At 71.0% G+C, this 25,600-nt stretch carries 18 protein-coding genes and 2 pseudogenes; 7 read left to right on the forward strand and 13 right to left on the reverse strand.

Annotated elements, in window-relative coordinates; all coding sequences use genetic code 11:
* Positions 1–46: 46 nt before the first annotated feature.
* The 5 genes and pseudogenes from ACP4J3_RS09805 to ACP4J3_RS09825 all read left to right on the forward strand — a co-directional run.
* A pseudogene (locus ACP4J3_RS09805) lies at positions 47–910 on the forward strand (SCO6745 family protein); the annotation flags it as partial.
* Between the two features lie 123 nt (positions 911–1,033).
* Entirely contained in the window at positions 1,034–1,165 is a 132-nt protein-coding gene (locus ACP4J3_RS09810; protein WP_426532809.1) for an LPFR motif small protein, read from the forward strand.
* A 105-nt stretch (positions 1,166–1,270) separates the two neighbouring features.
* A complete protein-coding gene (locus ACP4J3_RS09815) occupies positions 1,271–3,637 on the forward strand; it encodes a Tex family protein (RefSeq protein ID WP_426532502.1) in 2,367 nt (788 codons plus the stop codon).
* A 97-nt stretch (positions 3,638–3,734) separates the two neighbouring features.
* A pseudogene (locus tag ACP4J3_RS09820) lies at positions 3,735–4,265 on the forward strand (putative glycolipid-binding domain-containing protein); the annotation flags it as partial.
* Positions 4,266–4,397: 132 nt separating this feature from the next.
* Positions 4,398–5,576 carry a serine hydrolase domain-containing protein gene (locus tag ACP4J3_RS09825; RefSeq protein ID WP_426532811.1) on the forward strand — a complete coding sequence of 393 codons (1,179 nt, stop codon included), beginning with the start codon at positions 4,398–4,400 and terminating at the stop codon, positions 5,574–5,576.
* On the opposite strand, the gene ACP4J3_RS09830 is transcribed toward ACP4J3_RS09825, so the two are convergent.
* From ACP4J3_RS09830 to ACP4J3_RS09850, 5 genes are all read right to left on the reverse strand, one after another.
* Positions 5,573–7,213, reverse strand: coding sequence for an ABC-F family ATP-binding cassette domain-containing protein (locus tag ACP4J3_RS09830; protein ID WP_426532504.1), 1,641 nt, complete (start codon positions 7,211–7,213; stop codon positions 5,573–5,575). The genes ACP4J3_RS09825 and ACP4J3_RS09830 overlap by 4 nt on opposite strands.
* A gap of 188 nt (positions 7,214–7,401) precedes the next feature.
* On the reverse strand, positions 7,402–8,424 hold the full coding sequence (locus ACP4J3_RS09835) for an oxidoreductase (RefSeq protein ID WP_426532505.1): 1,023 nt from the start codon (positions 8,422–8,424) through the stop codon (positions 7,402–7,404).
* A 161-nt stretch (positions 8,425–8,585) separates the two neighbouring features.
* A complete protein-coding gene (locus ACP4J3_RS09840) occupies positions 8,586–10,289 on the reverse strand; it encodes a BCCT family transporter (protein ID WP_426532506.1) in 1,704 nt (567 codons plus the stop codon).
* A gap of 100 nt (positions 10,290–10,389) precedes the next feature.
* Positions 10,390–11,652, reverse strand: coding sequence for a M14 family metallopeptidase (locus tag ACP4J3_RS09845; RefSeq protein ID WP_426532507.1), 1,263 nt, complete (start codon positions 11,650–11,652; stop codon positions 10,390–10,392).
* Positions 11,649–13,607 carry a Xaa-Pro dipeptidyl-peptidase gene (locus ACP4J3_RS09850; RefSeq protein WP_426532508.1) on the reverse strand — a complete coding sequence of 653 codons (1,959 nt, stop codon included), beginning with the start codon at positions 13,605–13,607 and terminating at the stop codon, positions 11,649–11,651. The genes ACP4J3_RS09845 and ACP4J3_RS09850 overlap by 4 nt, the downstream gene beginning before the upstream one ends.
* A 207-nt stretch (positions 13,608–13,814) precedes the next feature.
* Here ACP4J3_RS09850 and ACP4J3_RS09855 point away from each other — a divergent pair, with 207 nt between their 5' ends.
* Entirely contained in the window at positions 13,815–15,332 is a 1,518-nt protein-coding gene (locus tag ACP4J3_RS09855; RefSeq protein WP_426532509.1) for a M1 family metallopeptidase, read from the forward strand.
* 4 nt (positions 15,333–15,336) lie between these two features.
* Here ACP4J3_RS09855 and ACP4J3_RS09860 read toward each other — a convergent pair whose 3' ends face one another.
* Genes ACP4J3_RS09860 through ACP4J3_RS09870 form a run of 3 tightly spaced genes read right to left on the reverse strand, consistent with a single transcriptional unit; the run spans position 15,337 to position 18,252 of the window.
* Positions 15,337–16,260, reverse strand: a complete 924-nt coding sequence (locus ACP4J3_RS09860) for a PfkB family carbohydrate kinase (RefSeq protein ID WP_426532510.1) — start codon at positions 16,258–16,260, stop codon at positions 15,337–15,339.
* Positions 16,257–16,745 (reverse strand): macro domain-containing protein, encoded by a 489-nt coding sequence (locus ACP4J3_RS09865; RefSeq protein WP_426532511.1) that lies wholly within the window; start codon positions 16,743–16,745, stop codon positions 16,257–16,259. The genes ACP4J3_RS09860 and ACP4J3_RS09865 overlap by 4 nt, the downstream gene beginning before the upstream one ends.
* 40 nt (positions 16,746–16,785) lie before the next feature.
* Positions 16,786–18,252 (reverse strand): amino acid permease, encoded by a 1,467-nt coding sequence (locus tag ACP4J3_RS09870; protein WP_426532512.1) that lies wholly within the window; start codon positions 18,250–18,252, stop codon positions 16,786–16,788.
* Positions 18,253–18,470: 218 nt separating this feature from the next.
* On the opposite strand from ACP4J3_RS09870, the gene ACP4J3_RS09875 reads away from it, so the two are divergent.
* Positions 18,471–19,220 carry a MerR family transcriptional regulator gene (locus ACP4J3_RS09875; protein ID WP_426532514.1) on the forward strand — a complete coding sequence of 250 codons (750 nt, stop codon included), beginning with the start codon at positions 18,471–18,473 and terminating at the stop codon, positions 19,218–19,220.
* A 53-nt stretch (positions 19,221–19,273) separates the two neighbouring features.
* Here ACP4J3_RS09875 and ACP4J3_RS09880 read toward each other — a convergent pair whose 3' ends face one another.
* The 5 genes from ACP4J3_RS09880 to ACP4J3_RS09900 all read right to left on the reverse strand — a co-directional run bounded on the left by ACP4J3_RS09880 (position 19,274) and on the right by ACP4J3_RS09900 (position 25,571).
* Positions 19,274–21,448, reverse strand: a complete 2,175-nt coding sequence (locus ACP4J3_RS09880) for a 3-hydroxyacyl-CoA dehydrogenase NAD-binding domain-containing protein (protein ID WP_426532516.1) — start codon at positions 21,446–21,448, stop codon at positions 19,274–19,276.
* 43 nt (positions 21,449–21,491) lie between these two features.
* Positions 21,492–22,706 (reverse strand): acetyl-CoA C-acetyltransferase, encoded by a 1,215-nt coding sequence (locus ACP4J3_RS09885; protein WP_426532518.1) that lies wholly within the window; start codon positions 22,704–22,706, stop codon positions 21,492–21,494.
* A gap of 42 nt (positions 22,707–22,748) precedes the next feature.
* Entirely contained in the window at positions 22,749–23,891 is a 1,143-nt protein-coding gene (locus tag ACP4J3_RS09890; protein ID WP_426532520.1) for an acyl-CoA dehydrogenase family protein, read from the reverse strand.
* A 27-nt stretch (positions 23,892–23,918) separates the two neighbouring features.
* Positions 23,919–25,052: a CaiB/BaiF CoA transferase family protein gene (locus tag ACP4J3_RS09895; protein ID WP_426532522.1), complete on the reverse strand. Its 1,134-nt coding sequence runs from the start codon at positions 25,050–25,052 to the stop codon at positions 23,919–23,921.
* 138 nt (positions 25,053–25,190) lie between these two features.
* Entirely contained in the window at positions 25,191–25,571 is a 381-nt protein-coding gene (locus tag ACP4J3_RS09900; protein WP_426532524.1) for an MmcQ/YjbR family DNA-binding protein, read from the reverse strand.
* Positions 25,572–25,600: the final 29 nt, after the last annotated feature.

The raw sequence follows: 25,600 nt of genomic DNA on the forward strand, positions 1-25,600 counted from the left end.
GGTTCGCGCCCTGGAGACATACCAAGCGGTTGGTAATGTGCCGGGCATGACTATCGCCACCCTCGAACCGCGTGCCGGCCGACGCTGCCACAACGTGCTCAACTCCCTGCACTCCACGTCCTACTTCGCCCCCGAGACGGCGGAGGAACTGGCCGCTCTCGGGATCACGCACCCAAGGGCCGTCAACTTCGCGGTGCGGGCCGCGGCGCTGGGACCGGTCGGGGCGGGGACGGTGACGGCGACGTTCTACAACTACAAGCACGAGCTGGTCGCCCGGCACGTGCCCGCGGTGTGGGCGACCGCCTCTCCCCAGGACGTGCTGGCGGCACGCGCGCGTGCGGTCGACTCCTCGCTGCGGCGGCTGCTGGGCGAGGACGCCGTGGCGTCCGCGGAGATGGCGGAGGCCGCGCGGCTCGCGTTGCGGGCGAGTGAGGGGTGTTCGCGCAGTGCCCGGCCGTTGTACTCGGCGCATGCGGATCTGCCGGTGCCGCGGGAGCCGCATATGGCGTACTTCCACGCCGCGACGCTGCTCCGTGAGCATCGGGGGGACGGGCATCTCGCCGTGCTGATGGATGCGGGGCTGGACGGGCTCGAGGCGGTGGTGACGCATACGGCGACCGGAAAGGGCATGGCGCCGAAGTGGGTGTTCGCCACGCGGGGGTGGACGCGGGAGGACTGGGACGCGGCGGTCGGGCGGTTGCGGGAGCGGGGCGTGGTGGATGCCTCCGGTGGGCTCACGGAGGAGGGTGTCGCGCTGCGTGCGGAGATCGAGGCCGCGACGGATCGGCTGGACCGGGGGCCGTATGAGCGGCTCGGGGCGGAGGGGGTGGCTCGGCTGACCGAGCTCGGGGCGGGGTTCGCTCGGGCCGTGGTGGGGGCGGGGGCGTTTCCGGTGGATCTGTTGGGGCGGGGTGAGAACTGCGGTCCGGCGGCGCCGACGGGTGGCGCCTCCGGCCGGGTGGGTGAGGGCTCGCGCCGCGCATGACAGCGGCCGGTCGCGGTACCCGGTCCCGGTGAGAGGGAGGTGAACCTCGTGTTCCGTGCAATCGCAGACGTGTTGCGGCAGATCGGCGGCGCGGTCGCCACCGTTGTGACCCTGCCGTTCCGGGCGCTCGCGCGGCTCTTCGGTGGGGTTTCGGGCAGTACCCGGAGCCGTCGGGTCTGATTCCGGCCCCGCCGTGACGGGGCCGGGATCCCGCCCTGATCCCCGGTTGTCGGTGCCACCTGCCACAATTGCCGCGCAACCTCAGTGAGAAGGCGGGACGGGATCGTGACGACACCCCTCGTAGGGTCCATCGAAGGCAGGATCGCCGCGGAGCTCGGCGTACGGGAGCGGCAGGTGAAGGCTGCCGTGGAGCTGCTCGACGGCGGTTCGACGGTGCCCTTCATCGCCCGCTACCGCAAGGAAGCGACCGAGATGCTCGACGACGCGCAGTTGCGCTCCGTCGAGGAGCGGCTGCGCTATCTGCGCGAGCTGGAGGAGCGGCGGACGGCGATCCTCGACTCGGTGCGCGAGCAGGGCAAGCTGACCGAGGAGCTTCAGGCGCAGATCCGCGGCGCCGAGACCAAGGCGCGGCTCGAGGACATCTATCTGCCGTACAAGCCCAAGCGGCGGACCAAGGCGCAGATCGCCCGGGAGGCAGGGCTCGAGCCCCTCGCCGAAGGGCTGCTCGGCGATCCGGCCGTCGAGCCGCTCGCCGCTGCCGCCGCCTTCGTCGACGCCGACAAGGGCGTCGCCGATCCGCAGGCCGCCCTGGACGGCGCCCGGGCGATCCTCACCGAGCGGTTCTCGGAGGACGCCGACCTGATCGGCGAGCTGCGCGAGCGCATGTGGGTGCGCGGCCGGCTGGCCGCCAAGGTGCGGGACGGCAAGGAGGAGGCGGGCGCGAAGTTCGCCGACTACTTCGACTTCGCCGAGCCGTTCACCGAGCTGCCCTCGCACCGGATCCTCGCGATGCTCCGCGGCGAGAAGGAGGAGGTCCTCGACCTCGTACTGGAGCCGGAGGAAGCCACCGACGGGCCCTCCTCGTACGAGGGGATCGTCGCGTCGAAGTTCGGGATCTCCGACCGCGGCCGCCCGGCCGACAAGTGGCTGACGGACACCGTGCGCTGGGCCTGGCGGACGCGGATCCTGGTGCACCTCGGCATCGATCTGCGGCTGCGGCTGCGGACGGCCGCCGAGGACGAGGCCGTGGGTGTCTTCGCGGCCAACCTGCGGGACCTGCTGCTCGCCGCGCCGGCCGGCACGCGCGCGACGCTGGGCCTTGACCCGGGTTTCCGTACGGGCGTCAAGGTCGCCGTGGTCGACGCGACCGGCAAGGTGGTGGCCACCGACGTCATCTACCCGCACGTGCCCGCCAACAAGTGGGACGAGGCGATCGCCAAGCTGGCGAGGCTGGCGAAGGAGCACGCGGTCGAGCTGGTCGCGATCGGCAACGGCACCGCGTCCCGGGAGACCGACAAGCTCGCCGGTGAACTGATCACCAAGCACCCCGAGTTGAAGCTCACCAAGGTGATGGTGTCCGAGGCGGGCGCCTCGGTGTACTCGGCCTCCGCCTTCGCCTCCCAGGAGCTGCCCGACATGGATGTGTCGCTGCGCGGCGCCGTGTCGATCGCCCGCCGGCTGCAGGACCCGCTCGCCGAGCTGGTGAAGATCGACCCCAAGTCGATCGGCGTCGGCCAGTACCAGCACGACCTGTCCGAGGTGAAGCTGTCGCGCTCGCTGGACGCGGTGGTGGAGGACTGTGTGAACGGCGTCGGTGTGGACGTCAACACCGCCTCCGCGCCGCTGCTCGCGCGCGTCTCCGGCATCACCTCCGGGCTCGCCGAGAACATCGTGTCGCACCGGGACGCCAACGGGCCGTTCACCTCTCGCTCGCAACTGAAGAACGTGGCGCGGCTCGGCCCGAAGGCCTATGAGCAGTGCGCGGGCTTCCTGCGGATCCGCGAGGGTGAGGACCCGCTGGACGCCTCCAGCGTGCACCCCGAGGCCTATCCCGTCGTGCGGCGCATGGTGAAGACGTCGGGCCAGGAGGTGGCCGCGCTCATCGGCAACACCGGCGTGCTGCGCTCGCTGAAGCCGGGCGACTTCGTGGACGACACGTTCGGCCTGCCGACCGTCACGGACATCCTCAAGGAGTTGGAGAAGCCGGGGCGCGACCCGCGACCCGCGTTCAAGACGGCCACCTTCAAGGAGGGCGTCGAGAAGATCTCCGACCTGGCGTCCGGGATGGTCCTGGAGGGCGTCGTGACGAACGTGGCGGCGTTCGGCGCGTTCGTGGACGTCGGCGTCCACCAGGACGGGCTGGTGCATGTCTCGGCGATGTCGAAGACGTTCGTGAAGGACCCGCGGGACGTCGTGAAGCCCGGCGACATCGTCAAGGTGAAGGTCCTCGACGTCGACATCCCGCGCAAGCGGATCTCGCTGACGCTGCGGCTCGACGACGAGGCGGCTCCGCAGGGACAGCAGGGCGGGGGCGGCGGCGAGCGCCGGCAGCGGGGCGGGCGTCCGCCGCAGCAGCGGCAGGGCCGCGGGGGCGGTGGCGGTTCGCGCCAGGCGCCGCCTCCGGCCAACAGCGCTATGGCCGACGCCTTGCGCCGCGCGGGTCTGGTCGACCCCAAGCGGGGCAAGCGCTGACCCGGCCCCGGCCGGGCCGGCCCTGACGCGACACGCGGGCCCGGGCCCTCCGGTACGACTCGGAGGGCCGGGGCCTGTTCGCCCGTACGCTGACCGCATGGCGACGTCGCGTGTCATCACCTGGGAAGTGTCGGCGAGCAAGGGCATCGAAACCGCCTGGGCCGAGCTCGGCGACGGCTCCCTGCGGGGGCGTGGCCGGGCGGTCGGCACGGTTCCGGAGCCGTACTGGATCTCGTACGAACTCGACACGGCCGACGCCTTCGTGACGCGTCGGCTCCAGGTCACCGCCGAGTCCGCGGCCGGTGCGCGCACGCTCGACCTGCGGCACGACGGGGCGGGCCGGTGGACGGCGAACGGTGAGCATCTGCCCGCCGTGGACGGCGCCCTCGACTGTGACCTCGGGCTGTGCCCGCTCACCAACACCATGCCGGTGCTGCGGCACGGGCTCCATCTGGTTCCCGGGGAACGGGAGTTCCTGATGGCGTGGGTGTCGGTGCCGGATCTGGCCGTCGTCGCCTCGTGGCAGACGTACACGCATCTCGGGGCGGGCCGGATTCGGTTCGTCTCCGGTGACTTCGGCGCGGACATCGAGTGCGACGGCGACGGCTTCGTCGTGGACTACCCGGGGCTGGCCACCCGGCTCGGCAGAGCCGACCGGCACGGGGCGTTGCGCCATGTGCAGCAGCACGGGCGGCTGATCGGCGGTGGGCGGGTGAGGCTGGACGCCGATCCGCGTGCCCGTCGCCGTTCAGGAGAGCCGATGCCCCCTCGTCCTCGCCGCCGTACCCGACTCGGGACGGTGTCCGTCGCCGCCTGTCTTGCGCTGCTGTCCCCGGCGGCCGCGCAGGCCGTCACCCGGCCCGGGCCGCACCCCCACGACACACTCCAGCGGCAGGTGGAGGAGCTGGTCCGCGCGCCGGGCGGCCCGCCCGGGGTCATCGCCGTCCTGCGCGACGGCCGGGGCAGCCGGGTCGTCCGGGCCGGGGTCGCGGACCTGGACACCGGCCGCAGGCCCGAGCCGCACGACCACATACGCATCGCCAGCGCGGCCAAGGCGTTCAGCGGGGCGGCGGCGCTGTCCCTCGTCGACCGGCGCCGTCTGCGACTCGACGACACCCTGCGCGAGCGGTTGCCCGGTCTGCCGCGGGCCTGGGGTTCGGTGACGCTGCGCCAGTTGCTGAACCACACCAGCGGCCTGCCCGACTACAGCGAGGCCCCGGAGTTCGTGAACACCCTGATCGCCAACCCCCGGCACCGCTTCGACTCCCGCCGGCTGCTCGATTACGTCGCCGATCAGCCCCTGCGGTTCCCGCCGGGCACGCGGTACCAGTACTCCAACTCGGACAACATCGCCGTGGCCCTGATGACGGAAGCGGCGACCGGCGTCCCGTACGAGCGACTGCTCGCAGAGCTGGTGTACCGGCCGCTGGGGCTGCACCGGACCAGCCTGCCGCAGGGCTACCGGATGCCGGCGCCCTACCTCCACGGCTACGCCGTCAGCCCGCCCGCGCCGCCGGAGGACGTCAGCGAGCTGATCGGCATGTCCGGCGTGTGGGCCTCGGGCGGCATCGTCTCCACCCCGGCCGATATGACCCGCTTCGTTCGCGGGTACGCGGGAGGTCGGCTGTACGGCCGCGGCGTCGTACGGGAGCAGCGACGCTGGGTCCCCGGGGCGGCGTCCGAGCCCGCGGGGCCGGGGCGCAACGACGCAGGGCTCGGCATCTTCCGGTACACGACCCGGTGCGGAGTGGTGCTCGGGCACACCGGCAACACCGCGGGCTACACCCAGCTCATCGCGGCCACGCCGGACGGACGCCGTTCGTTGACCTTCTCCGTGACCACTCAGATCAACGCGCGCATGAAGCCCGATCTGCTACGGCGACTGCGCGCCGTCCAGGAGAACTTCGTCTGCGCGCTGCTGCGGCACAACACCCCCTAGCGTTCGGTCACCTTGCCGTCGGCGACCTCCAGGCGGCGGGTGACGTGGACCGCGTCGAGCATGCGCCGGTCGTGGGTGACCAGGAGGAGGGTGCCCTCGTAGGCGTCCAGGGCCGACTCCAGTTGCTCGATGGCCGGCAGGTCGAGGTGGTTGGTGGGCTCGTCCAGGACCAGGAGGTTGACGCCCCTGCCCTGGAGGAGGGCTAGGGCGGCGCGGGTGCGTTCGCCCGGGGAGAGGGTGGCGGCCGAGCGCAGGACGTGGTCGGTCTTCAGGCCGAACTTGGCCAGGAGGGTGCGGACCTCGACCGGTTCGGTGTCCGGGACCGCCGCGCGGAAGGCGTCCAGCAGCAATTCCTCGCCGTGGAAGAGCTTGCGGGCCTGGTCGACCTCGCCGATCAGGACGCCGGAGCCGAGGGACGCCTGGCCTGCGGTCAGGGGGATACGGCCGAGCAGGGCGCCCAGCAGGGTCGACTTGCCCGCGCCGTTGGCGCCCGTGACCGCCACCCGGTCCGCCCAGTCGATCTGCAGGGACACCGGGCCCAGGGTGAAGTCGCCGCGTCGTACCTCGGCGTCCCGCAGGGTCGCGACCACCGCGCCCGAGCGGGGTGCCGAGGCGATCTCCATGCGCAGTTCCCACTCCTTGCGCGGCTCCTCGACCACCTCCAGGCGCTCGATCATGCGCTGGGTCTGACGGGCCTTCGCGGCCTGCTTCTCGCTGGCCTCGCTGCGGAACTTGCGGCCGATCTTGTCGTTGTCGTTGCCCGCCTTGCGCCGGGCGTTCTTGACGCCCTTGTCCATCCAGGAGCGCTGCATCTGCGCCCGGTCCTGGAGGGCGGCCTTCTTGTCGGCGTACTCCTCGTAGTCGTCGCGGGCGTGCCGGCGGGCCACCTCGCGCTCCTCCAGGTAGGCCTCGTAGCCGCCGCCGTAGAGGTTGATCTGCCGCTGGGCGAGGTCGAGTTCGAGGACCTTGGTGACGGTGCGGGTGAGGAACTCGCGGTCGTGGCTGACGACGACCGTGCCGGCGCGCAGTCCGGAGACAAAGCGTTCTAGGCGCTCCAGGCCGTCGAGGTCGAGGTCGTTCGTGGGCTCGTCCAGCAGGAAGACGTCGTAGCGCGACAGCAGCAGCGAGGCCAGTCCGGCCCGCGCCGCCTGGCCGCCGGACAAAGAGGTCATCGGCTGGTCCAGGTCCACGGCAAGACCCAGCGAGTCGGCGACCTCCTCCGCCCGCTCGTCGAGGTCGGCGCCGCCCAGGTCCAGCCAGCGCTCCAGGCTCGTCGCATACGCGTCGTCCGCGCCGGGCGCCCCGTCGACGAGGGCCTGCGTCGCCTCGTCCATGACCCGCTGGGCCTCGGCGACTCCGGTACGGCGGGCCAGGAACTGCCGCACGGTCTCGCCGGGCCGCCGCTCCGGCTCCTGCGGCAGGTGCCCGACGGTCGCCGTCGGCGGGGACAGCCGCAGCACGCCCTCCTCCGGTGCGGTCAGCCCGGCGAGCAGCCGCAGCAGCGTGGACTTGCCCGCACCGTTGGCCCCGACCAGGCCGATCACATCTCCCGGCGCCACGACGAGGTCGAGCCCGCTGAACAGGGAACGGTCACCGTGTCCGGCGGCGAGATTCTTGGCGACGAGGGTGGCGGTCACAGGGGACGATCCTAGTGGCCGGGGCGGATCGGACGTGCCGGGTTTTCGGGCGCATGAGATCGCCGGGAGCGGTAACGCCCCCAAGGGGCGCGGGGCTGTATCGATATGCGGCTCCGCCGCGTGGGCGCGACCAGCCCCTACGGACCCGCAGCCGCCCGACGGCATTTCGCGCCACCCCCTACGGCGCACTACCTCGCCATCGCCTCCACCAACACACCCCCCGCCGTCCGAGCCACCACGAACGACTCCCCCTTCACCGCCTTCGCGTCCAACGCGATCCGATGCCGCCCCGCCTCCAGCACCCCGTCGAACACCTCATGGATGCGCGTGCGGTACAAAAAATCGAGGCGGTACGCCGTCAGCCGCACCCGGCACGGCGACGTGACCTCGACGCCCGCCTCGCCGTCGGCGGCGACCAGACGGGTCAGCCGGCGCTGTTCCACCGGGCTGCGGTCCAACGCGTGCTCGATCTGGGCGACCAGCAACGGCACGATCGGCGCGAGGCCGACCACGTACGCCACCTCGACCCCGGCCGCCGTGAAGGCGCGGCGCACGGTGGCCCGCTGCTCCTCGCCGATCGCGTGGCCGAAGGCGACGGCGCCGTAGGTGCGCAGTTCGTCGGCGGGGACGCCGCTGACGTCATGGGTGATCTCGGCGCCGATGCCGATGGTGCGCAGGGCGGCGGCGAGCTTGGCCAGGACGGCGACGCGGGCGCCGATGAGGAGCACCCGGCGGCGCGGTGCCTCGGCCTCGGCGCCGAGCAGGGAGCCCAGCGCGTCGCGGTACTCGGCGCCGCGGAAGCGGAAGGGCCCGATGCCGTGGTAGCCGTTGAGCTGCAGGTCGGCGTGTTCCTCGGTCTGCCAGGCGAAGTCCCGCCAGATGAAGTCGCCGCCCTCCTTGTCGATGACCGCGGTGACGGCGCCGCAGGCGAGGTCCGCGCACTCAGGGCAGCCGTAGATGACGTACCGTCCGCCCGGCAGCGGGGCTTCCGCCTCCAGGAGCAGGCTGCGGACGTGTGCGGTGAAGATGGCGGGCGGTACGTCGGAGGCGAGCGGGGAGACGGCGTCGAGGTCGGAGAGCTGGAACAGCAGCGGGCGTCCGTCGACGATGAAGTCCACGAAGTCCCGGTGCACCTGGTAACCGCCGTCGGCGAGGACGCCACCGGCACGCATCGCCGGTGCCAGGCCGAAGGTCGCGTACTCGGCAGACATGCTGTGAGTATCCCCAGAGCGAGACCGGTATGAGCGCGGCATGACATATTCCGCTACGTCCCGGCATGGGAAACGAACAGGTGGGCGAGGTTGCCGGGGCCGGCCGGAGTGCGGGAGCGCACGGGGGCGGCCGGGCTCACCGGCGCCCCCGCGCGCACCGCTCACGCGTGGTCGTGGCCCAGCGGGTCGCCCTCCGCTTCGGTGCCGGGGCCCGGGCCGACCTTGATCTCGAATTCGCCGTCGTACTCCTTGTGGCCCGTGATCACGGCGAGTTCGACGGCCTGGGAGCCCATCTGGCCGCGCACGATGACCGGGTCCCGGCGCAGATCGCGCATGAGGGCGAAGCACATGACGATCATCACCAGGACGAAGGGCGCGGCGGCCAGGATCGTGAGGTTCTGCAGGCCGGTGAGCGCGTCGCCCTTGCCGCTGCCGATCAGCAGCATGATGGCGGCGACGGCTCCGGTCACGACGCCCCAGAACACCACGACGAAGCGGCCGGGTTCGAGGGCGCCCTTCTGGGAGAGCGTGCCCATCACGATGGAGGCGGCGTCGGCTCCGGAGACGAAGAAGATGCCGACCAGGATCATCACGAGCAGGCTGGTGACGATGGCGATGGGGAACTCCCGGAGCACGGCGAAGAGTTGGCCCTCGGGGGTGTCCTCGCCGCCGAGCCCGCCGCCTTCCTTCACCCGCATCGCCGTACCGCCGAAGATCGCGAACCAGAGAAGGCTGACGGTGCTGGGCACGAGGATGACGCCGCCGATGAACTGCCGGATGGTGCGGCCGCGGCTGATGCGGGCGATGAACATGCCGACGAAGGGCGTCCAGGAGATCCACCAGGCCCAGTAGAAGACGGTCCAGCTTCCGAGCCAGTCCGCGACGCCCTCGCCGCCGCTGGCCTCGGTGCGGCCGGCGAGCTGGGTCAGGTCGCCGAGGTAGGAGAAGAGCGAGGTGGGCAGCAGGTCGAGGACGATGATCGTGGGGCCCGCGATGAACACGAAGAGCGCCAGGATCAGGGCGAGCACCATGTTGATGTTGGACAGCCACTGGATGCCGCGTTCGATGCCGGAGACGGCCGAGGCGACGAAAGCCAGGGTCAGTACGGCGATGATCGCGACGAGCAGGCCGGTGCTCACGTCGTCCATCCAGTCCAGCTCCCGGAAGCCGGAGCCGATCTGGAGCGCGCCGAGTCCGAGGGAGGCCGCGGAGCCGAAGACGGTGGCGATGATCGCGAGGATGTCGATCACCCGTCCTCCGACGCCGCCCGCGTGCTTCTCCCCGATCAGCGGTGTGAAGACCGCGCTGATGGTCTGGCGGCGGCGTTTGCGAAAGGTGCTGTAGGCGATGGCGAGTCCCACGACCGCGTAGATCGCCCAGGGATGCAGCGTCCAGTGGAAGAGAGTCGTGGCCATCGCAGTCTCCATGCGTTCGCCGGAGCCTGCGGGGTCCGTGCCCGGAGGCGGGGTCGTGTAGTGCGCGAGGGGTTCGCTGACGCCGTAGAACATCAGGCCGATGCCCATTCCGGCGCTGAACATCATCGCGACCCAGGACACGGTCCGGAACTCGGGTTCCTCGCCCTCGGCGCCCAGGTGGATGCGGCCGTAGCGGCTGATCGCGAGCCACAGGGCGAAGATCACAAAGCCCGAGGCGGCCAGCATGAAGGCCCAGCCGCCGTTGTGGATCAGGCCGCCCAGCATCCTCGAGGACACGCTCTCCAGCGAGTCCGTGGCCGCCCAGCCCCAGATAACGAAGGCCACGGTGATGGCGGCGGTGACCCCGAACACCACTTGGTCGGTGTGGTGTCCCGAGGAGTCCACAGGACTCTTCGGGACACCACCCCTCTTCTTCAGATCATCGGTCATCAGCGGCGCCTTCCCCTGGAGACCGTGGATACGCCGGTTTCCACGCCGGTTCCACGTCGTTTCCCAGGACCTACCACAGGATCCGCCGCCGGCAGCCGCTTCAGCAGTCGGTGTCGGGCTCACCGACCGTGAGGTGGTACGGGGCGCGCTCGTCCAGGAGCAGGGGGACGAGGGCGCGCAGGGACTGACGGAGCGGGACATAGGTGCCGTGGGTCCGCACTCCGTGCAGGGCGAGTTCGTCCTTCACCTGCGCGTACTGGTCGTCGGTGAGCCGGTAGCCGCAGGGCGGGTCCTGGATCACCTCGGTCGGCTCGGGCGGGTCGTTGTCGGCGCCGCCGACGTACACCGGACCGGTGTCGGCGTAGCCGGTGAGGCGAGCCAGTCCGGTCGCCGCCTCGACTTGTGCGCGACGGGCGTCGGTGAAGTCGAACAAGCCCTCCAGCGCGGCGAGTTGGGAGTGCACCCGGCGCCGGTTGTTCAGGGCCTCGTCGGCCTGCTCCGCCTCGGTGAGCGGGTCGACGCGGCTCTCGATGAGCAGGCCCACCGAGTGCTTGACGCCGGACATGTTCCGCAGGATGCGCTCCTGGCCGTCACCGGCGACCTGGCGGATCGGCTCGCCCGTCTCGGGGTCGGTCCAGATGCCGTAGGTGCCGGTCGAGTAGCCGCCGTGCGCCGCGGCGGGGCGCACATACGACTCGGACAGGGTCCGCGCCGCGTCGTGGACGTGGTCGTCCGTGTTGAGGTTGCGCGGCCACAGGTCGAACAGGTCCTTGTCGTAGTACGGGGGTGTGGCGCCGTACTCGTGCAGGTCGTAGATGACGTCGGGGCGCTGGTCGCGGATGACGGCGGCCAGGGCCCGGCCCTCGGCGGTCGCCAGGGCGACGTGGTCGCGGTTGATGTCCACGCCGTCGCTGTTGCCGCGGGTGCCGGCGGCCCGGCCGTCGGGGTTGGCGGTGGGCAGGACGAGCAGGGTGGTGCGTTCCAGGAAGCGCCGGGTCCGCCGGTCCTTGGCGTAGGCCAGGTCGCGGACGGTGGACAGGCAGGCCTCGCGGCCGGAGGGTTCGTCGCCGTGCTGGCTGCACACGAGCAGCACCTTGTTGGGCGCGGGGCGTTCGCCGATCCGTACGAGCTGGAGCGGGCGGCCCTGCTTGGTCGTCCCGATCCGGGCGACCAAGACCCGGTCGCTCGCCTTGTCGACCGTGGCCAGGAGCCTGTGCTCCTCGCCCTGGCTGGTCCAGCGGGCGCCGCCCGACTCCTCGAAGCCGGTGCGGGGCGGGGATTCGGCGGCATGGGCCGGAATGGCCACGAGGGATGCGGCGAGGGCCGCCGCCGCGGTCAGGGTGAGTGCTCGGATGCGGGTCACCGGCCTGCCTCCGGGATGCGGTGGTCGGGGCGCGGGGCGGTCGTCACACCGTCGAGGCGCTTCGCCGCGGGGGCGGCTGACGGGGCGTCGGCGGTGGCGCGTGCGAAGGCGGGGGCTCCGCCGACCAGCGGGACGCGGGCCTTCGTACGGGAGAGGTCGAGGGTGAGGGTCGGCTTGGTGGACGGCGGGTCGATCAGGTCCTTGTCCGTGCCCGCGACGATCAGGGCGAGGCGGTGGCCGGCCGGGACGACGTGGTCGGTGGCGGCGAGGTCCAGGGTGATCGTGTACGGCTTGCCCGGGGTGAGCGGTACGCCCGTCAGGTCCGAGGCGTGGTTGCCGAGGTCGGCCCAGCCGCGGCTGACGACCGTGTGGTCGACGTCGGCGGTCTTGGCCTTCGTCTCCTTGAAGCAGGCGCTGTCACCCGTGGTGCTCGCGCCCCAGCAGGTGCGGTCGGTGAGCGTGGTGATGCCCTCGCCGCTCGCCGCGTAGTCGCGGATGGTGTCGGGGCCGAGGTCGACCAGGACGGCCGAGAGGTGGGCCGTGGAGGTGGTCGGGGTGGCGGTGACGGTGACCTGCGAGGAGCCGGACAGGCGCAGGTCCCGGGTGAGCGGGCCGGTCACGAAGCCGGCCTTGTCGGGAGTCGGCCGGTCGATGTTCGCGGCCCAGTCGGACTCGCCGCGCTGCGGGTCGTCGGTGAAGGTCTCGGTGCCCTTGCCCTTGCTCAGGCCCAGGGTGCCGACGCCCGCCTGGCTGCCCTTGGCCGGGCGCAGGGTGGTGGTGCCGGTGCCGCGCGGGGGCCAGGCCTGGGAGGTCACCCACTGGTCGGGGTGGCGCTCGATGTCGGCCATCGGCTCGCGGTCGATGCCGTTGTCGTAGCCGAGGAGTTCGTGGTCGAACCAGCGGTGCAGGGTGCGCACCCACTCGGCGCGGCGGAAGTCGAAGGGGTCGACGTGGCCGGTCTGGGAGAGCCAGATCTTGCGCTCGACGCCGTTCTTCGCCAGGGCGTCCCACCACTGGCCGACGTGCTTCATCCGGACGTTGAGGTCCTGCATGCCGTGGATCAGGAACACGCTCGCCCTGACCTTGGCCGCGTCCTTCACGTAGTCGCGCTCGGTCCACAGCGGCGTCCAGTCGCCGGTGCGCGGGGCGCCGTCGACGAGCATCCGCTGGACGGCGCCGCACTTGGCGCGGGCGTCGGGGCTGTCGACGTAGTTGGACAGCCAGTCGGGGCCGGAGTCGTAGAGCGGGGCGCCCTGCTGGAAGTAGTAGTCGTACCAGGAGGAGATGGCGCTGATCGGCACGATCGTCTTCAGGCCCTCGACGCCGGTCGCGGCGACGCCGTTGGCGATGGTGCCGTCCCAGCTCTTGCCGATCATGCCGGTGCGGCCGTTGGTCCAGGTGGCCCGGGCCTTGGTGGTGCCGGTGCGGGTGGTGTATGCCTTGGCGCGGCCGTTCAGCCAGTCGACGACGGCCTTCGCGGACAGGATGTCGGAGCGGCCGCCCACGTCCACACAGCCGTCGGAGCGGTTGGTGCCGGCGAGGTCGACGCCGACGAACGCGTAGCCGCGGGGCACGAAGTAGTTGTCGTAGAACAGCGGCATCTGGACGACGTCGCCGTCGGCGTCGTACGTCTTCTTCTGGCCCTCGTTGCCGCGCCCGCAGCAGGAGTAGTACGGGCTGGCGTCCATGATGACGGGTACCTTGCGGCCCCGGGCGGCGGCTTCGCGGGGCCGGACGATGTCGACGGCGACGCGGTCGCGCTTGCCGTCGCGGTCGAGGTCGAGTCCGGTGTCGACCCATACGGCCTCGCGGATGGCGTCGTCGTAGGAGTAGACGGGCTTGCTCTCCCGCGGCGCGGCATGGGCCGCCGCGGGGGTGAGGAGCGTGGCCAGCAGGGCGGCCACGGCCGCTGTCGCGAGCGGTCTCCAGATCGTGAAGCGCGTGCGTTTCGGCATGCGCGGACGGTACATCGGTCAACTCCCGTGCAGAAGAGGGCATCTGACGGCACATGACGTCTCCTGTGGCCGATAAACATCCGTGTGGCGGATTCACTCATGTCGGCCGAATGGCGATCGTGTGACCGCAGTGATCATGGACACGCGGGAGGCACGGGTACTCAATGGGCTCCGGACAGTCTTGGGCCCCTACGACTTGGAGCTTTCGTGCACCGCAGAATCACGGCGCCGGGCGCACTCGCAGTTGCCTCCCTGATGCTGGCGATCCCGGCCTCGGCGGCGAGTCACTCCCCCGGCGCCTCGGGCATCGGCGACCCCTACTACCCGGCCTACGGCAACGGCGGCTACGACGTCTCCCACTACGACCTGCGGCTGAAGTACCAGCCGGCCACGGACGAGCTGGCGGGCACGGCGACGTTGCTGGCGAAGACCACGCAGGACCTCTCCCGCTTCAACCTGGACTTCCTGCTGGACGTCCAAGAGGTGCGGGTCAACGGCGCGAAGGCGTCGTTCGCGACGTCGGGCGAGCACGAGCTCGAGATCACGCCGAAGCAGCCCCTGGCCAAGGGCACGGCCATCACCGTGGTGGTGCGCTACCGGGGTGTGCCGTCGTCGAAGGAGGCCTACGGCTTCACCTCGTGGCTGCGCACCCCGGACGGCGGTGTCGCGGCGGGCGAGCCCGAGGCGGCCTGGTGGTGGTTCCCGAGCAATGACCACCCGCTGGACAAGGCGACCTACGACGTGTCGGTGCAGGTGCCGGACGGCACGCAGTTCGTCTCCAACGGCACGCTCCGGTCGACGAGTTCCCGGGCCGGCTGGACCCGCTACAACTGGCGCTCCAACAAGCCGCAGGCCACCTATCTGGCCACCTTCGCGGCAGGCAGATTCGACGTCACCACGGGAACCTCCGAGAGTGGGATTCCGGTCATCAACGCCTACAGCAAGGACCTGGGCGACCATGCGGGGGCCGCGCGGGCGAGCATCGAGCGGACCGGGGAGATCGCCGACTGGCTGAGCGAGTACTTCGGGCCGTACCCGTACAACGCGCTCGGCGGCTATGTGCCGAACACGACCACCGGGTACGCGCTGGAGACGCAGACCCGGCCGTACTACAGCCCGCGCAACTTCGCCAACGGGTCGAACACGTCCGTCGTGGTCCATGAGTTGGCCCATCAGTGGTGGGGCGACAGCGTGTCCGTCAAGGACTGGAAGGACATCTGGATCAACGAGGGCTTCGCGCGGTACGCGCAGTGGCTGTGGTCGGAGCACGAGGGCGAGGGGACGGCGCAGGAGATCGCCGACTACGTGTACGCCTCGCGGCCGGCCGACGACGCGTTCTGGACGGTCAAGCCCGGTGACCCCGGGCCGGAGAACCAGTTCCACATCGCGGTCTACGACCGGGGCGCACTGACCCTTCAGGCGCTGCGCAACGAGATCGGGGACGAGGCGTTCTTCGCCGTCCTCAAGGGCTGGCCGCAGAAGTTCGCCCACGGCAACGCCTCGGTGGCCGACTTCGAGCGGTACGCCGAGGAGGTGTCCGGCAAGCCGCTGGCGGCGCTGTTCGACACCTGGCTGTTCCAGCCGTCGAAGCCGGCGGCGGGCACGGCGCGGGCGGCGTCGATCGCGAAGGGTTCGGCGGCTCCGGCGCAGCCGAAGTCGTGGAAGAAGATCGCGGCGACGAACGGCGTGCACGAACACGAACACGAACACGAGAACGGGCACTGACGACTTACGGCTTCGGGGTCGTCGCCTCCAACTCGGCCACCCGTACGAGGAGTTCGTCCCGCCCGATCGCGTCCGTCTCCGTCGCCGGCACCGTGCACGCGTGGGCGCCGGCGACCGTGCCGTACAGGGCGCTGCGGCGGGGTGTCTCACGGTTCAGCCAGGCGTAGAGGAACGCGGCGGCGAAGGCGTCGCCCGCGCCGTTGGAGTCCACCACCGGCGCGGGCGGCGGCACGGCGGGCAGACGCGTCAGCTCGTCGTCGGCCAGTACGTACGCGCCCTTCGCGCCGGCCGTGGCCACGACCACCTCGGCCCGGCCCCGGTCGGCGATCCGGCGCATCGTGCGCTCGGGGTCGGGCAGGGCGGCGGCGGACAGGAAGACGACGTCCGCCGCGTGCGCGAACGGCTCGTGGTACCGGTTCTCGCCGTCCCAGTCGTGCAGGTCCGTGGACAGCGTCGCGCCCGACTCGCGCAGGAGCGGCAGGCAGTGGGCGCCCGGCTGGGTGATGGTGACGTGGACGTGGCGGCTCGCCCCGGCCAGGGCGCGCACCGTGGACTGCGGGAAGCGGTCGTCGGGGTGGCCGCGGCTGGTGTCGTACAGCGACAGTCGTCTGCCGTCGGGGCCGACGAGATTGACGGCACGCTTCGTCCCCGCGGGCTGCGGGACCGCGGTGAGCGCGATGCCCTTCTCGCCGTGCAGGGCGCGGATGAGGTCGCCCTCGGGGTCGTCGCCGAGCATGTCGAGGTGGTGGACGCGCAGACCGAGGGCGGCCAGGCCCAGGGCCACGAAGTCGCCGGTCTGTCCCGCGCGGGTGCGGATCCCCGAATCGATCGTGTAGCTGTCGGCGTACGGCAACGGCAGCTCCGGCACGTGCACGACGGTGTCCACACCCGCACCGCCCAGCACGAGCACGTCGATGTCCCGACTCAACTCCCGCCCTCCCCATGGTCGTAGACGGTGACGGCGATCCCCCGCCGCACCAGCTTCTCCTGGATCAGCGGCTCGATCCGGGACCACTTGCCACCCGCCAAGCCGCACCCTATTCGGGGCATGTGGACGGACGCGCCGAGTTCGGCGGCCTTGTCGGCCAGCCTCTCGAGCCCCGCGGCGATCGCCTCATAGCGCACGGGCACCCCCTTGCTGCCCGTGCTGATGCCGCGCTGGCCGATGATGTTGGCCACCCAGACGTATGGCTCGACCTGGACGAACTGGGCCGCGCCCAAGCCGAAGTCGTTCGAGGCGCGGTCGCGGTGCCAGGCGCGGTAAGCCTTCTCCGGTTCCGGCCAGCGGCGCGATATGGCCAGGACGAAGCCCTTCCCCCATCCCCCGATGTCATTGCAGACATGGGCGATCACCTTGACGCCCTTCACCGACGGAATGGTGGCGTCACCTCGGATGTAAGCAATCTCCGACATGACGCCACCGTAGAGGCCGCCACTGACAACGGGCCCCCGACTACTTCGTGAGCTCGGCCAGTTCCTGGTCCTCCGCCTTGGTGACCCGGCGTCGGATCGCGTACCAGCCGCCGACCAGCAGTACGGCGATGGCGGGGATCAGCAGCAGGGTCTTGCGGCCGACCTCGGGGTCGTTCCACATCATGGCGAGGCAGGCCAGGAGGAAGGCGATCGTGGTGATCTCCGTGACCGGGCTGCCGGGGAGGCGGAAGGAGGGGCGGGTCACCAGGCCCGCCCTGGCGCGGCGGACGAAGATCAGGTGGCAGACCATGATGATCACCCAGGTCGAGATGATGCCGAGCGAGGCCACGTTCAGCACGATCTCGAAGGCCTGGCCGGGCACCAGGTAGTTCAGGCCGACGCCGAGCACGCACACCGCGCAGGTCAGCAGGATGCCTCCGTAAGGGACCTGGCTGCGGTTCATACGGGCCGTGAACCTGGGCGCCGAACCCGCCATCGCCATGGAGCGCAGGATGCGGCCGGTGGAGTACAGGCCGGAGTTGAGGGAGGACATCGCCGCCGTGAGCACGACCAGGTTCATCACGTCGCCCGCCGCCGGGACGCCGATCTTCGACAGGACCGTGACGAAGGGGCTCTGGTCGGCCGAGTAGACCGAGCCGGGAAGCAGCAGGGCGAGCAGGACGACCGAGCCGACGTAGAAGAGGCCGACGCGCCACATGATCGAGTTCACCGCGCGCGGGACGACCTTCTCCGGCTGCGCGGTCTCGCCCGCGGCGACGCCGACCAGCTCCAGCGCGGCGTACGCGAAGATCACGCCCTGCATGACCAGGACGACGGGCATCAGGCCGTGCGGGAAGACGCCGCCGTTGTCGGTGATCACGCTCAGGCCCGGGGTCCGGCCGCCGACCTCGTGCCGGGTGGCCAGCAGGAAGACGCCGACGAACATGAAGCCGACGAGCGTGGCGACCTTGATGATCGCGAACCAGAACTCCATCTCGCCGAAGATCTTCACCGAGATCAGGTTCACCGCCAGCACGACGGCCAGCGCGATCAGGGCGAGCGTCCACTGGGGGATGCTTGTGAACATGCTCCAGTAGTGCGTGTAGAGCGCGATCGCGGTGATGTCGGCGATACCGGTCGTCGACCAGTTCAGGAAGTACATCCAGCCGGCGACATAGGCGCCCTTCTCGCCGAGGAACTCGCGCGCGTACGACACGAAGGAGCCGGACGAGGGGCGGTAGAGGACCAGTTCACCGAGGGCCCTGACCACGAAGAAGGCGAAGATGCCGCAGACCAGGTAGGCGATGGCCAGCGCCGGGCCCGCGTCGTGGAGGCGGCCGCCGGCGCCCAGGAAGAGGCCGGTGCCGATGGCCCCGCCGATGGCGATCATGTTGACGTGGCGGGCCTTGAGGTCCTTGCTGTAACCGGCGTCGCCCGCGTCCGCGGGCACCTGGGCCGCGTCGGTGGGGGTTGCGGCCACTGCCGTGTTCACGGCGTCCTTGCTCACGGGGTACCACTCTCTGGTGCGCCCGAGCGGATCGCGCTCGGGTGTCCGGACGTACGTATGGCCTGCGCCTTCGGTAAAGGCACAGACCAAGGGCCCACCTTCCCCCACGGAACACGGCTCATGCGGTGGCACATGTCACACAGCGTCACTTCTCACACGGCCGTCCCACCGGTCCCGGCGGGTGTCACAGCACTGGTGAGACAGCGATACTGCTGCACATGACGACCGGCACCGGCGAACCGACCCTCACCATCGACGAACTGGCCGCGCGGGCGGGTATGACGGTCCGCACGGTGCGGTTCTACGGCACCAAGGGGCTGCTGCCGCCTCCGGTGATCGGTCCGCGCAGAGTCGGGCACTACGGGCGTGCGCACCTGGCCCGGCTCGCGCTCATCGAGGAGCTTCAGCAGCAGGGCATGACGCTGGCGGCCATCGAGCGGTACGTCCAGCAGCTCCCGCCCGACCTGGACGCCCATGACCTCGCCATTCACCGGGCCGTGGTGGCCTCCTGGGCGCCGGACGCCGTGGAGACGGTGCCGCGGGCGGAGCTGGAGCGGCGGGCGGGGCGGGCGCTCGGTGACGAGGACGTGGAGCGGCTGACCGCGATGGGGGTGATCGAGGCCGGTGACGGCGGCTACCGCGTCGACCTCGGGCTGCTGCGGCTCGGCGTCGGGTTGCTGGACGTGCCGCTGTCACAGGAGGCGATCCTCGCGGCCCGCAAGGTCCTCATCGAGCACTCGCGCGCCGCCGCGCACGAGCTGTCCCAGCTCTTTCGCGGCGAGGTCGCGCAACGGGCCGCCGAGGACGTGAAGTCGCTGTCCGCCTCCATGCAACCCGTGGTGGTACAGGCCCTGTTGACGACCTTCCAGCGGTCGCTCAAGGAGGAGCTCCGGGAGTGGCTGGGCGGCATCCCGGAGCCGAAGGAAGACAGCGCGGAAGGCGGCGCGGAGGAGCGCGGATCGGTCTGACACGCCGCCCCCGCTCTCGCCCCGTGGGGCGAGAGCGGGATGCCGATACGGGATCAGTCGCTGAAGGTCTCGCCCTTCTCCGCCTTCTCCACCAGCAGCGCCGGTGGCGTGAACCGCTCCCCGTACGCCGCCGCCAGCTCACGCGCGCGTGCCACGAAGCCGGCGACACCGCCGTCGTAGCCGTTGATGTACTGCAGGACACCGCCCGTCCAGCCGGGGAACCCGATGCCGAAGATGGAGCCGATGTTGGCGTCGGCGACGGACGTCAGCACGCCCTCCTCCAAGAGCCGGACCGTGTCCAGGGCCTCGGAGAACAGCATGCGCTCCTGCATGTCCCGGAACGGGATCCGCGTGCCCTCGCGCGTGAAGTGCTCACGCAGCCCCGGCCACAGAGCGGTGCGCTTGCCGTTCTCGTCGTAGTCGTAGAAGCCCGCGCCGCCGCTGCGCCCGGTGCGGCCGAACTCGTCGACCATGCGGTCGATGACGGTCTCGGCGGGGTGGGCCGTCCAGGTGCCGCCCGCCTCCTGAACGGCCCGCTTCGACTCGTTGCGGATCTTGCGGGGCAGCGTGAGCGTCAGTTCGTCCATCAGGGACAGGACCTTGGCGGGGTAGCCCGCCTGCGCCGCCGCCTGTTCGACCGACGCGGGCTCGATGCCCTCGCCGACCATCGCCACGCCCTCGTTGATGAAGTGGCCGATGACCCGGGAGGTGAAGAAGCCGCGCGAGTCGTTCACGACGATCGGCGTCTTGTTGATCTGCCGGACCAGGTCGAAGGCGCGGGCCAGCGCCTCGTCGCCCGTCCGCTCGCCCTTGATGATCTCGACGAGGGGCATCTTGTCGACGGGCGAGAAGAAGTGCAGGCCGATGAAGTCGACGGGGCGGTCGACGCCCTCGGCGAGCAGGGTGATCGGGAGCGTGGAGGTGTTGGAGCACAGCAGCGCGTCCGGCTCGACGATGCTCTGGATCTCCTGGAACACCTTGTGCTTGAGCTCGGGGTTCTCGAAGACCGCCTCGATCACCGCATCGCAGCCCGCGAGGTCGGCAGGGTCGGCCGTCGGCGTGATGCGGGCGAGCAGCGCGTCGGCCTTCTCCTGTGTCGTACGGCCCCGGGAGACCGCCTTGGCGCACAGCTTCTCGGAGTAGCCCTTGCCCTTGGCGGCCGCTTCCGCCGAGACGTCCTTGAGGACCACTTCGATGCCCGCGCGGGCGCACGAGTAGGCGATGCCGGCGCCCATCATCCCGGCGCCCAGGACGGCGGCCTTGCGGACCTTTCGCGGCTCGATGCCCTTGGGGCGGTTGGCGCCGGAGTTGACGGCCTGGAGGTCGAAGAAGAACGCCTGGATCATGTTCTTCGAGGTCTGGCCCGCCGCCAGCTCCACGAAGTAGCGCGCCTCGATGACCTGCGCGGTCTCGAAGTCGACCTGGGAGCCCTCGACGGCGGCCGCGAGGATGCCCCGCGGGGCCGGGTAGGGGGCGCCGTTGGTCTGCTTGCGCAGATTGGCCGGGAAGGCGGGCAGGTTGGCCGCGAACTTGGGGTTGGCGGGCGTGCCGCCGGGGATCCGGTAGCCCGGCCGGTCCCAGGGCTGCTGCGACTCGGGGTGGGCCTCGATGAAGGCGCGGGCCTTGGCGAGCAGTTCCTCCTGGGTGGTGGCCACGTCGTCGATCAGGCCGTTGTTCAGGGCGCGCCGCGGGCTGTACTGGGTGCCCTGGAGGAGGACCTTCAGCAGGGCGTCGGCGATGCCGAGGAGGCGGACGGTGCGCACGACGCCGCCTCCGCCGGGCAGCAGGCCGAGGGTGACCTCGGGGCAGCCGATCTTGGAGCCGGGGGCGTCCAGGGCGATGCGGTGGTGGCAGGCGAGGGCGATCTCGTAACCGCCGCCGAGGGCCGCGCCGTTCATCGCGGCGACGACCGGCTTGCCGAGGGTCTCGATGCGGCGCAGGTTCCGCTTGATGGCCATGCCGCCGTCGAACAGCTCCTGTGCCGTCTCGGGCGTGACGCGAATCAGGTCGCGCAGGTCGCCGCCCGCGAAGAAGGTCTTCTTGGCGGAGGTGATGATGACCCCGCGGATGGTGTCCTTCTCGGCCTCCAGCCGGTCGGTGATCACGGCGAGGGAGTCGCGGAACGCCTGGTTCATGGTGTTCGCGGACTGGTCGGGGTCGTCCAGGACGAGGGTGACGACGCCGGCGCGGTCCTGTTCCCAGCGGATGGTGGTGGATTCAGTGCTCATGAGGAAGTGCTCCGTGTGATCCGTCGTATCCGTCGGGAGGGGGTCAGATGCGCTCGACGATGGTGGCGACGCCCATGCCGCCGCCCACGCACAGGGTGGCCAGGCCGTACCGCTTGTCCTGGCGCTCCAGTTCGTCGACGAGCGTGCCGAGGATCATCGCGCCGGTCGCGCCGAGGGGGTGGCCGAGGGCGATCGCGCCGCCGTTGACGTTGACCTTGTCCAGGGACAGGCCCATGTCCTTCACGAAGCGCAGGACGACCGCGGCGAAGGCCTCGTTGATCTCGACGAGGTCGATGTCGTCGATGGTCAGCCCGGCCTTGGCGAGCGCCTTGCGGGTGGCGGGGGCGGGGCCGGTGAGCATGATGGTGGGCTCGGAGCCGGACACGGCGGCGGAGACGATCCGCGCGCGGGGCGTGAGGCCGTAGCGCTCGCCGACCTCGCGCGAGCCGACGGCGACCAGCGAGGCGCCGTCGACGATGCCGGAGGAGTTGCCCGCGTGGTGGACGTGGTCGATCTTCTCGACCCAGTGGTACCGCTGCAGCGCCACGGCGTCGAAGCCGCCCAGGTCGCCGATGTCCGCGAAGGACGGCTTCAGCTTGGCGAGGGAATCGGCGGTGGTGCCGGGACGCATGTGCTCGTCGTGGTCGAGGACGACGAGGCCGCTGCGGTCCTTGACCGGGACGACGGAGCGGTCGAAGCGGCCCTCCTTCCAGGCCGTCGCCGCCCGCTCCTGCGAGAGTGCCGCGTACTCGTCGACGTCACGCCGCGTGAAGCCCTCGATGGTGGCGATGAGGTCGGCGCCGATGCCCTGCGGCACGAAGTTGACGGCGAGGTTGGTCATCGGGTCGTTGAACCAGGCGCCGCCGTCCGAGGCCATCGGCACCCGGGACATGGACTCGACGCCGCCCGCGAGGACGAGGTCCTCCCAGCCGGAGCGCACCTTGGCGGCGGCCAGGTTGACGGCCTCCAGGCCCGAGGCACAGAAGCGGTTCTCCTGGACGCCGGCCACCGTGTCCGGCAGCCCGGCGGCGATCGCGGCGATGCGGGCGATGTCGGAGCCCTGGTCGCCGACGGGCCCGACGACACCGAGGACGATGTCGTCGACGGCGGCCGGGTCGAGGTCCGGGAAGCGGTCGCGGATCTCGTGGATGAGGCCGACGACCAGGTCGATGGGCTTGGTGCCGTGCAGGGCGCCGTTCGCCTTGCCGCGGCCGCGCGGGGTGCGGATCGCGTCGTACACGTACGCTTCGGTGCTCACGAGGAAGCCTTTCGGGGTGAGGGTCAGCCGAGCGGAAGAGCTTCAGCCGAGCAGGGAACGGCCGATGATCTCCTTCATGATCTCGGTCGTCCCGCCGTAGATGGTCTGGATGCGGCCGTCGGTGAAGGCCCGGGCCACGGGGTACTCGCTCATGTAGCCGTAGCCGCCGTGCAGTTGGAGGCAGCGGTCGGCGACGCGCTTTTGCAGCTCGGTCGCCCACCACTTGGCCATGGAGGCGTGGACGGCGTCGAGTTCGCCGTCCGAGTGGTCCTCGATGCAGCGGTCGAGGAACGTGCGGGTGACGGCGCACTCGGTGGCCATCTCGGCTATTTCGAACCGGATGTGCTGCTTGGTGGCCAGTGGCCGGCCGAAGGCCTCGCGCTCCTTGACGTACCCGGTGGTGATCTCCAGCAGGTGCTCGGCCGCGGCGATCGCGGAGACGGCGATGCTCAGGCGCTCCTGCGCGAGGTTCGTCATCAGGTGGACGAAGGCGCCGCCCAGCTCGCCGAGGAGGTTGTCCTTGGGCACGCGTACGTCGTGGAAGAACAGCTCGGCCGTGTCCTGCGCCTTCTGGCCGATCTTGTCGAGGTTGCGGCCGCGCTCGAAGCCGTCCATGCCGCGCTCGACGACGAGCAGCGACAGTCCGTGGGCGCCGCCCTCCGGGGTCGTCTTCGCGACGACGATCACCAGGTCGGCGAGGATGCCGTTGGAGATGAAGGTCTTGGAGCCGTTCAGCACCCAGTGGTCACCGCGGTCCTCGGCGTGGGTGCGGATGCCCTGGAGGTCGGAGCCGGCGCCGGGCTCGGTCATGGCGATGGCCGTGATCAGCGAGCCGTCGCAGAAGCCGGGCAGCCAGCGGCGCTTCTGCTCCTCGGTGGCCAGGCCCGTCAGATAGGGGCCGATGACGTCGTTGTGCAGCCCGAGGGCGAGACCGGGGGCGCCCGCGCGCGTGAACTCCTCGGCGAGGACGGCGCTGTAGCGGAAGTCGAGGGTGCCGCCGCCTCCGTACTGCTCGGGCACGGCGAGGCCGAGCAGGCCCTGCTTGCCGGCCGCGCGCCAGGCGTCGCGGGAGACAATGCCGTCCTTCTCCCACTGCTCGTAGTACGGCAGCACCTCCCTGGCGAGGAAGCTGCGCACGGTGGCGCGGAACGCGTCGTGCTCCGGGGCGAAGATCTGCCGCTTCATTCGAGGCCCTTCATGAGTCCTGGCCCTTCATGGGTTCTGGCCCTTCATCAGGTCGGGTACGTCCCAGTCGCGCGCCACGTCGGCGGTGTCCGCGCCGGGTTGGGCCGGGCCGGTGCGGACGTCCGTCGGGGTCGCGGAGAAGCGGGGTGCCGGGGCGGGCTGGGTGATGCCGCCGTGGTCGGTGAAGGTGCCGCGGGCGGCGAGGTGCGGGTGGCGCGGGGCCTCGCGCAGGGACAGGACGGGGGCCACACAGGCGTCGGAGCCCTGGAAGAGGGCCGTCCACTCGTCCCTGGTACGGGACTTGAAGCGGGCGGCGACCGCCTCGCGCAGCTCGCCCCAACGGGAGAGGTCCTTGCGGGCGGAGGCCAACTCCTCGATGCCGAGCAGGGCCAGGAACTCGTCGTAGAACTGCGGCTCCAGGGCGCCGACCGCCATGTACTGGCCGTCGGCCGTCTCGTAGGTGCCGTAGTACGGGCAGCCGCCGTCCAGGAGGTTGGCGCCGCGCCGGTCCTGCCAGCCCCCGGCGGCGAGCATGCCGTGGATCATCGCGGCGAGGTGGGAGGTGCCGTCCACGATGGCGGCGTCGACGACCTGGCCGGTGCCGGTCGCGCGCGCGTGGTGGAGGGCGGCGAGGACGCCGACGACGAGATAGAGGGAGCCGCCCGCGTAGTCGCCGACCAGGTTGGCGGGGACGGCGGGCGGTTCGCCGGGGGCGCCGATCATGCCGAGGGTGCCGGTGAGCGCGATGTACGCGATGTCGTGGCCGGCGCGCTGGGCGAGCGGGCCTTGTTGGCCCCAGCCGGTCATACGGCCGTAGACGAGCTCGGGGTTGCGGGCGTGGCAGGCCTCGGGGCCGATACCGAGGCGCTCGGCGACGCCGGGGCGGTAGCCCTCGACGAGGATGTCGGCGCGGGCGGCGAGGTCGAGCACGCGCGCGGGGCCGTCGGGCGACTTGAGGTCGACGATCACCGAGCGCTTGTTGCGGTTGGTGACGTCGTACTCGGTGTTGATGGCCAGGCCCGTGCCGCCGGGCCGGTCCACGCGGACGACGTCGGCGCCCAGGTCGGCGAGGAGCATGGCGGCGAACGGGCCCGGCCCGATTCCGGCCAGCTCGACCACGCGCACGCCGGTGAGCGGGCCCTGTCCTGGCGTCGTTGCCATCCAGCCCCCAGGGATATGACACAATCGCTGTAACACCAGCGATGTTAAGAACATGTTCCAGCGGACACAAGAGCAAGCGCTTAGGAAGTTACCCGCCGGAAGCCTGACGGAAGCCGGACGCGGACCGGCAGGGAGCTCTCAGCGCCCGTCCAGCTCGGCTGTCAGCCGCTTCGGCGCGATCGTGCGATAGCTCTCCTCCACCCAGTCGCACAGCAGCTCGGCGCCCGGGGCGCCCTTGTGCTCCAGCGGGATACTGACCCAGCCCGACTTGCCCAGGCCGTATCCGGCGGGCTCGGCGCCCGGGCAGGTCAGGGCATGGGCGTGGGCCGACTCGTCCTTGAGCTTCACCGTGATGCCCATCGGATGGCTGCCGTCGTCGACACCGAGGAAGACGAACACCTTCTTGTTGACCTTCGCGACTGTCTCCCCCCAGGGAAACTCCTCGACGGCCCCCGGCATCCCGAGGGCGAAGTCGCGCACTTTCTCCCACTTCTTCAGGGCAATCTTCGGCACGGCCACCGCTTACCTCCGGGCTCGTCATCGGGCTC

Source organism: Streptomyces sp. UG1 (genome assembly GCF_049974585.1).
GTDB lineage: Bacteria > Actinomycetota > Actinomycetes > Streptomycetales > Streptomycetaceae > Streptomyces.

Coding starts and splice junctions, on each gene's coding strand:
- ACP4J3_RS09825 (WP_426532811.1), top strand. CDS start 4,398: ATGCCCCCTCGTCCTCGCCGCCGTACCCGACTCGGGACGGTGTCCGTC.
- ACP4J3_RS09835 (WP_426532505.1), bottom strand. CDS start 8,424: ATGTCTGCCGAGTACGCGACCTTCGGCCTGGCACCGGCGATGCGTGCC.
- ACP4J3_RS09840 (WP_426532506.1), bottom strand. CDS start 10,289: ATGACCGATGATCTGAAGAAGAGGGGTGGTGTCCCGAAGAGTCCTGTG.
- ACP4J3_RS09850 (WP_426532508.1), bottom strand. CDS start 13,607: ATGCCGAAACGCACGCGCTTCACGATCTGGAGACCGCTCGCGACAGCG.
- ACP4J3_RS09865 (WP_426532511.1), bottom strand. CDS start 16,745: ATGTCGGAGATTGCTTACATCCGAGGTGACGCCACCATTCCGTCGGTG.
- ACP4J3_RS09875 (WP_426532514.1), top strand. CDS start 18,471: ATGACGACCGGCACCGGCGAACCGACCCTCACCATCGACGAACTGGCC.
- ACP4J3_RS09880 (WP_426532516.1), bottom strand. CDS start 21,448: ATGAGCACTGAATCCACCACCATCCGCTGGGAACAGGACCGCGCCGGC.
- ACP4J3_RS09890 (WP_426532520.1), bottom strand. CDS start 23,891: ATGAAGCGGCAGATCTTCGCCCCGGAGCACGACGCGTTCCGCGCCACC.
- ACP4J3_RS09895 (WP_426532522.1), bottom strand. CDS start 25,052: ATGGCAACGACGCCAGGACAGGGCCCGCTCACCGGCGTGCGCGTGGTC.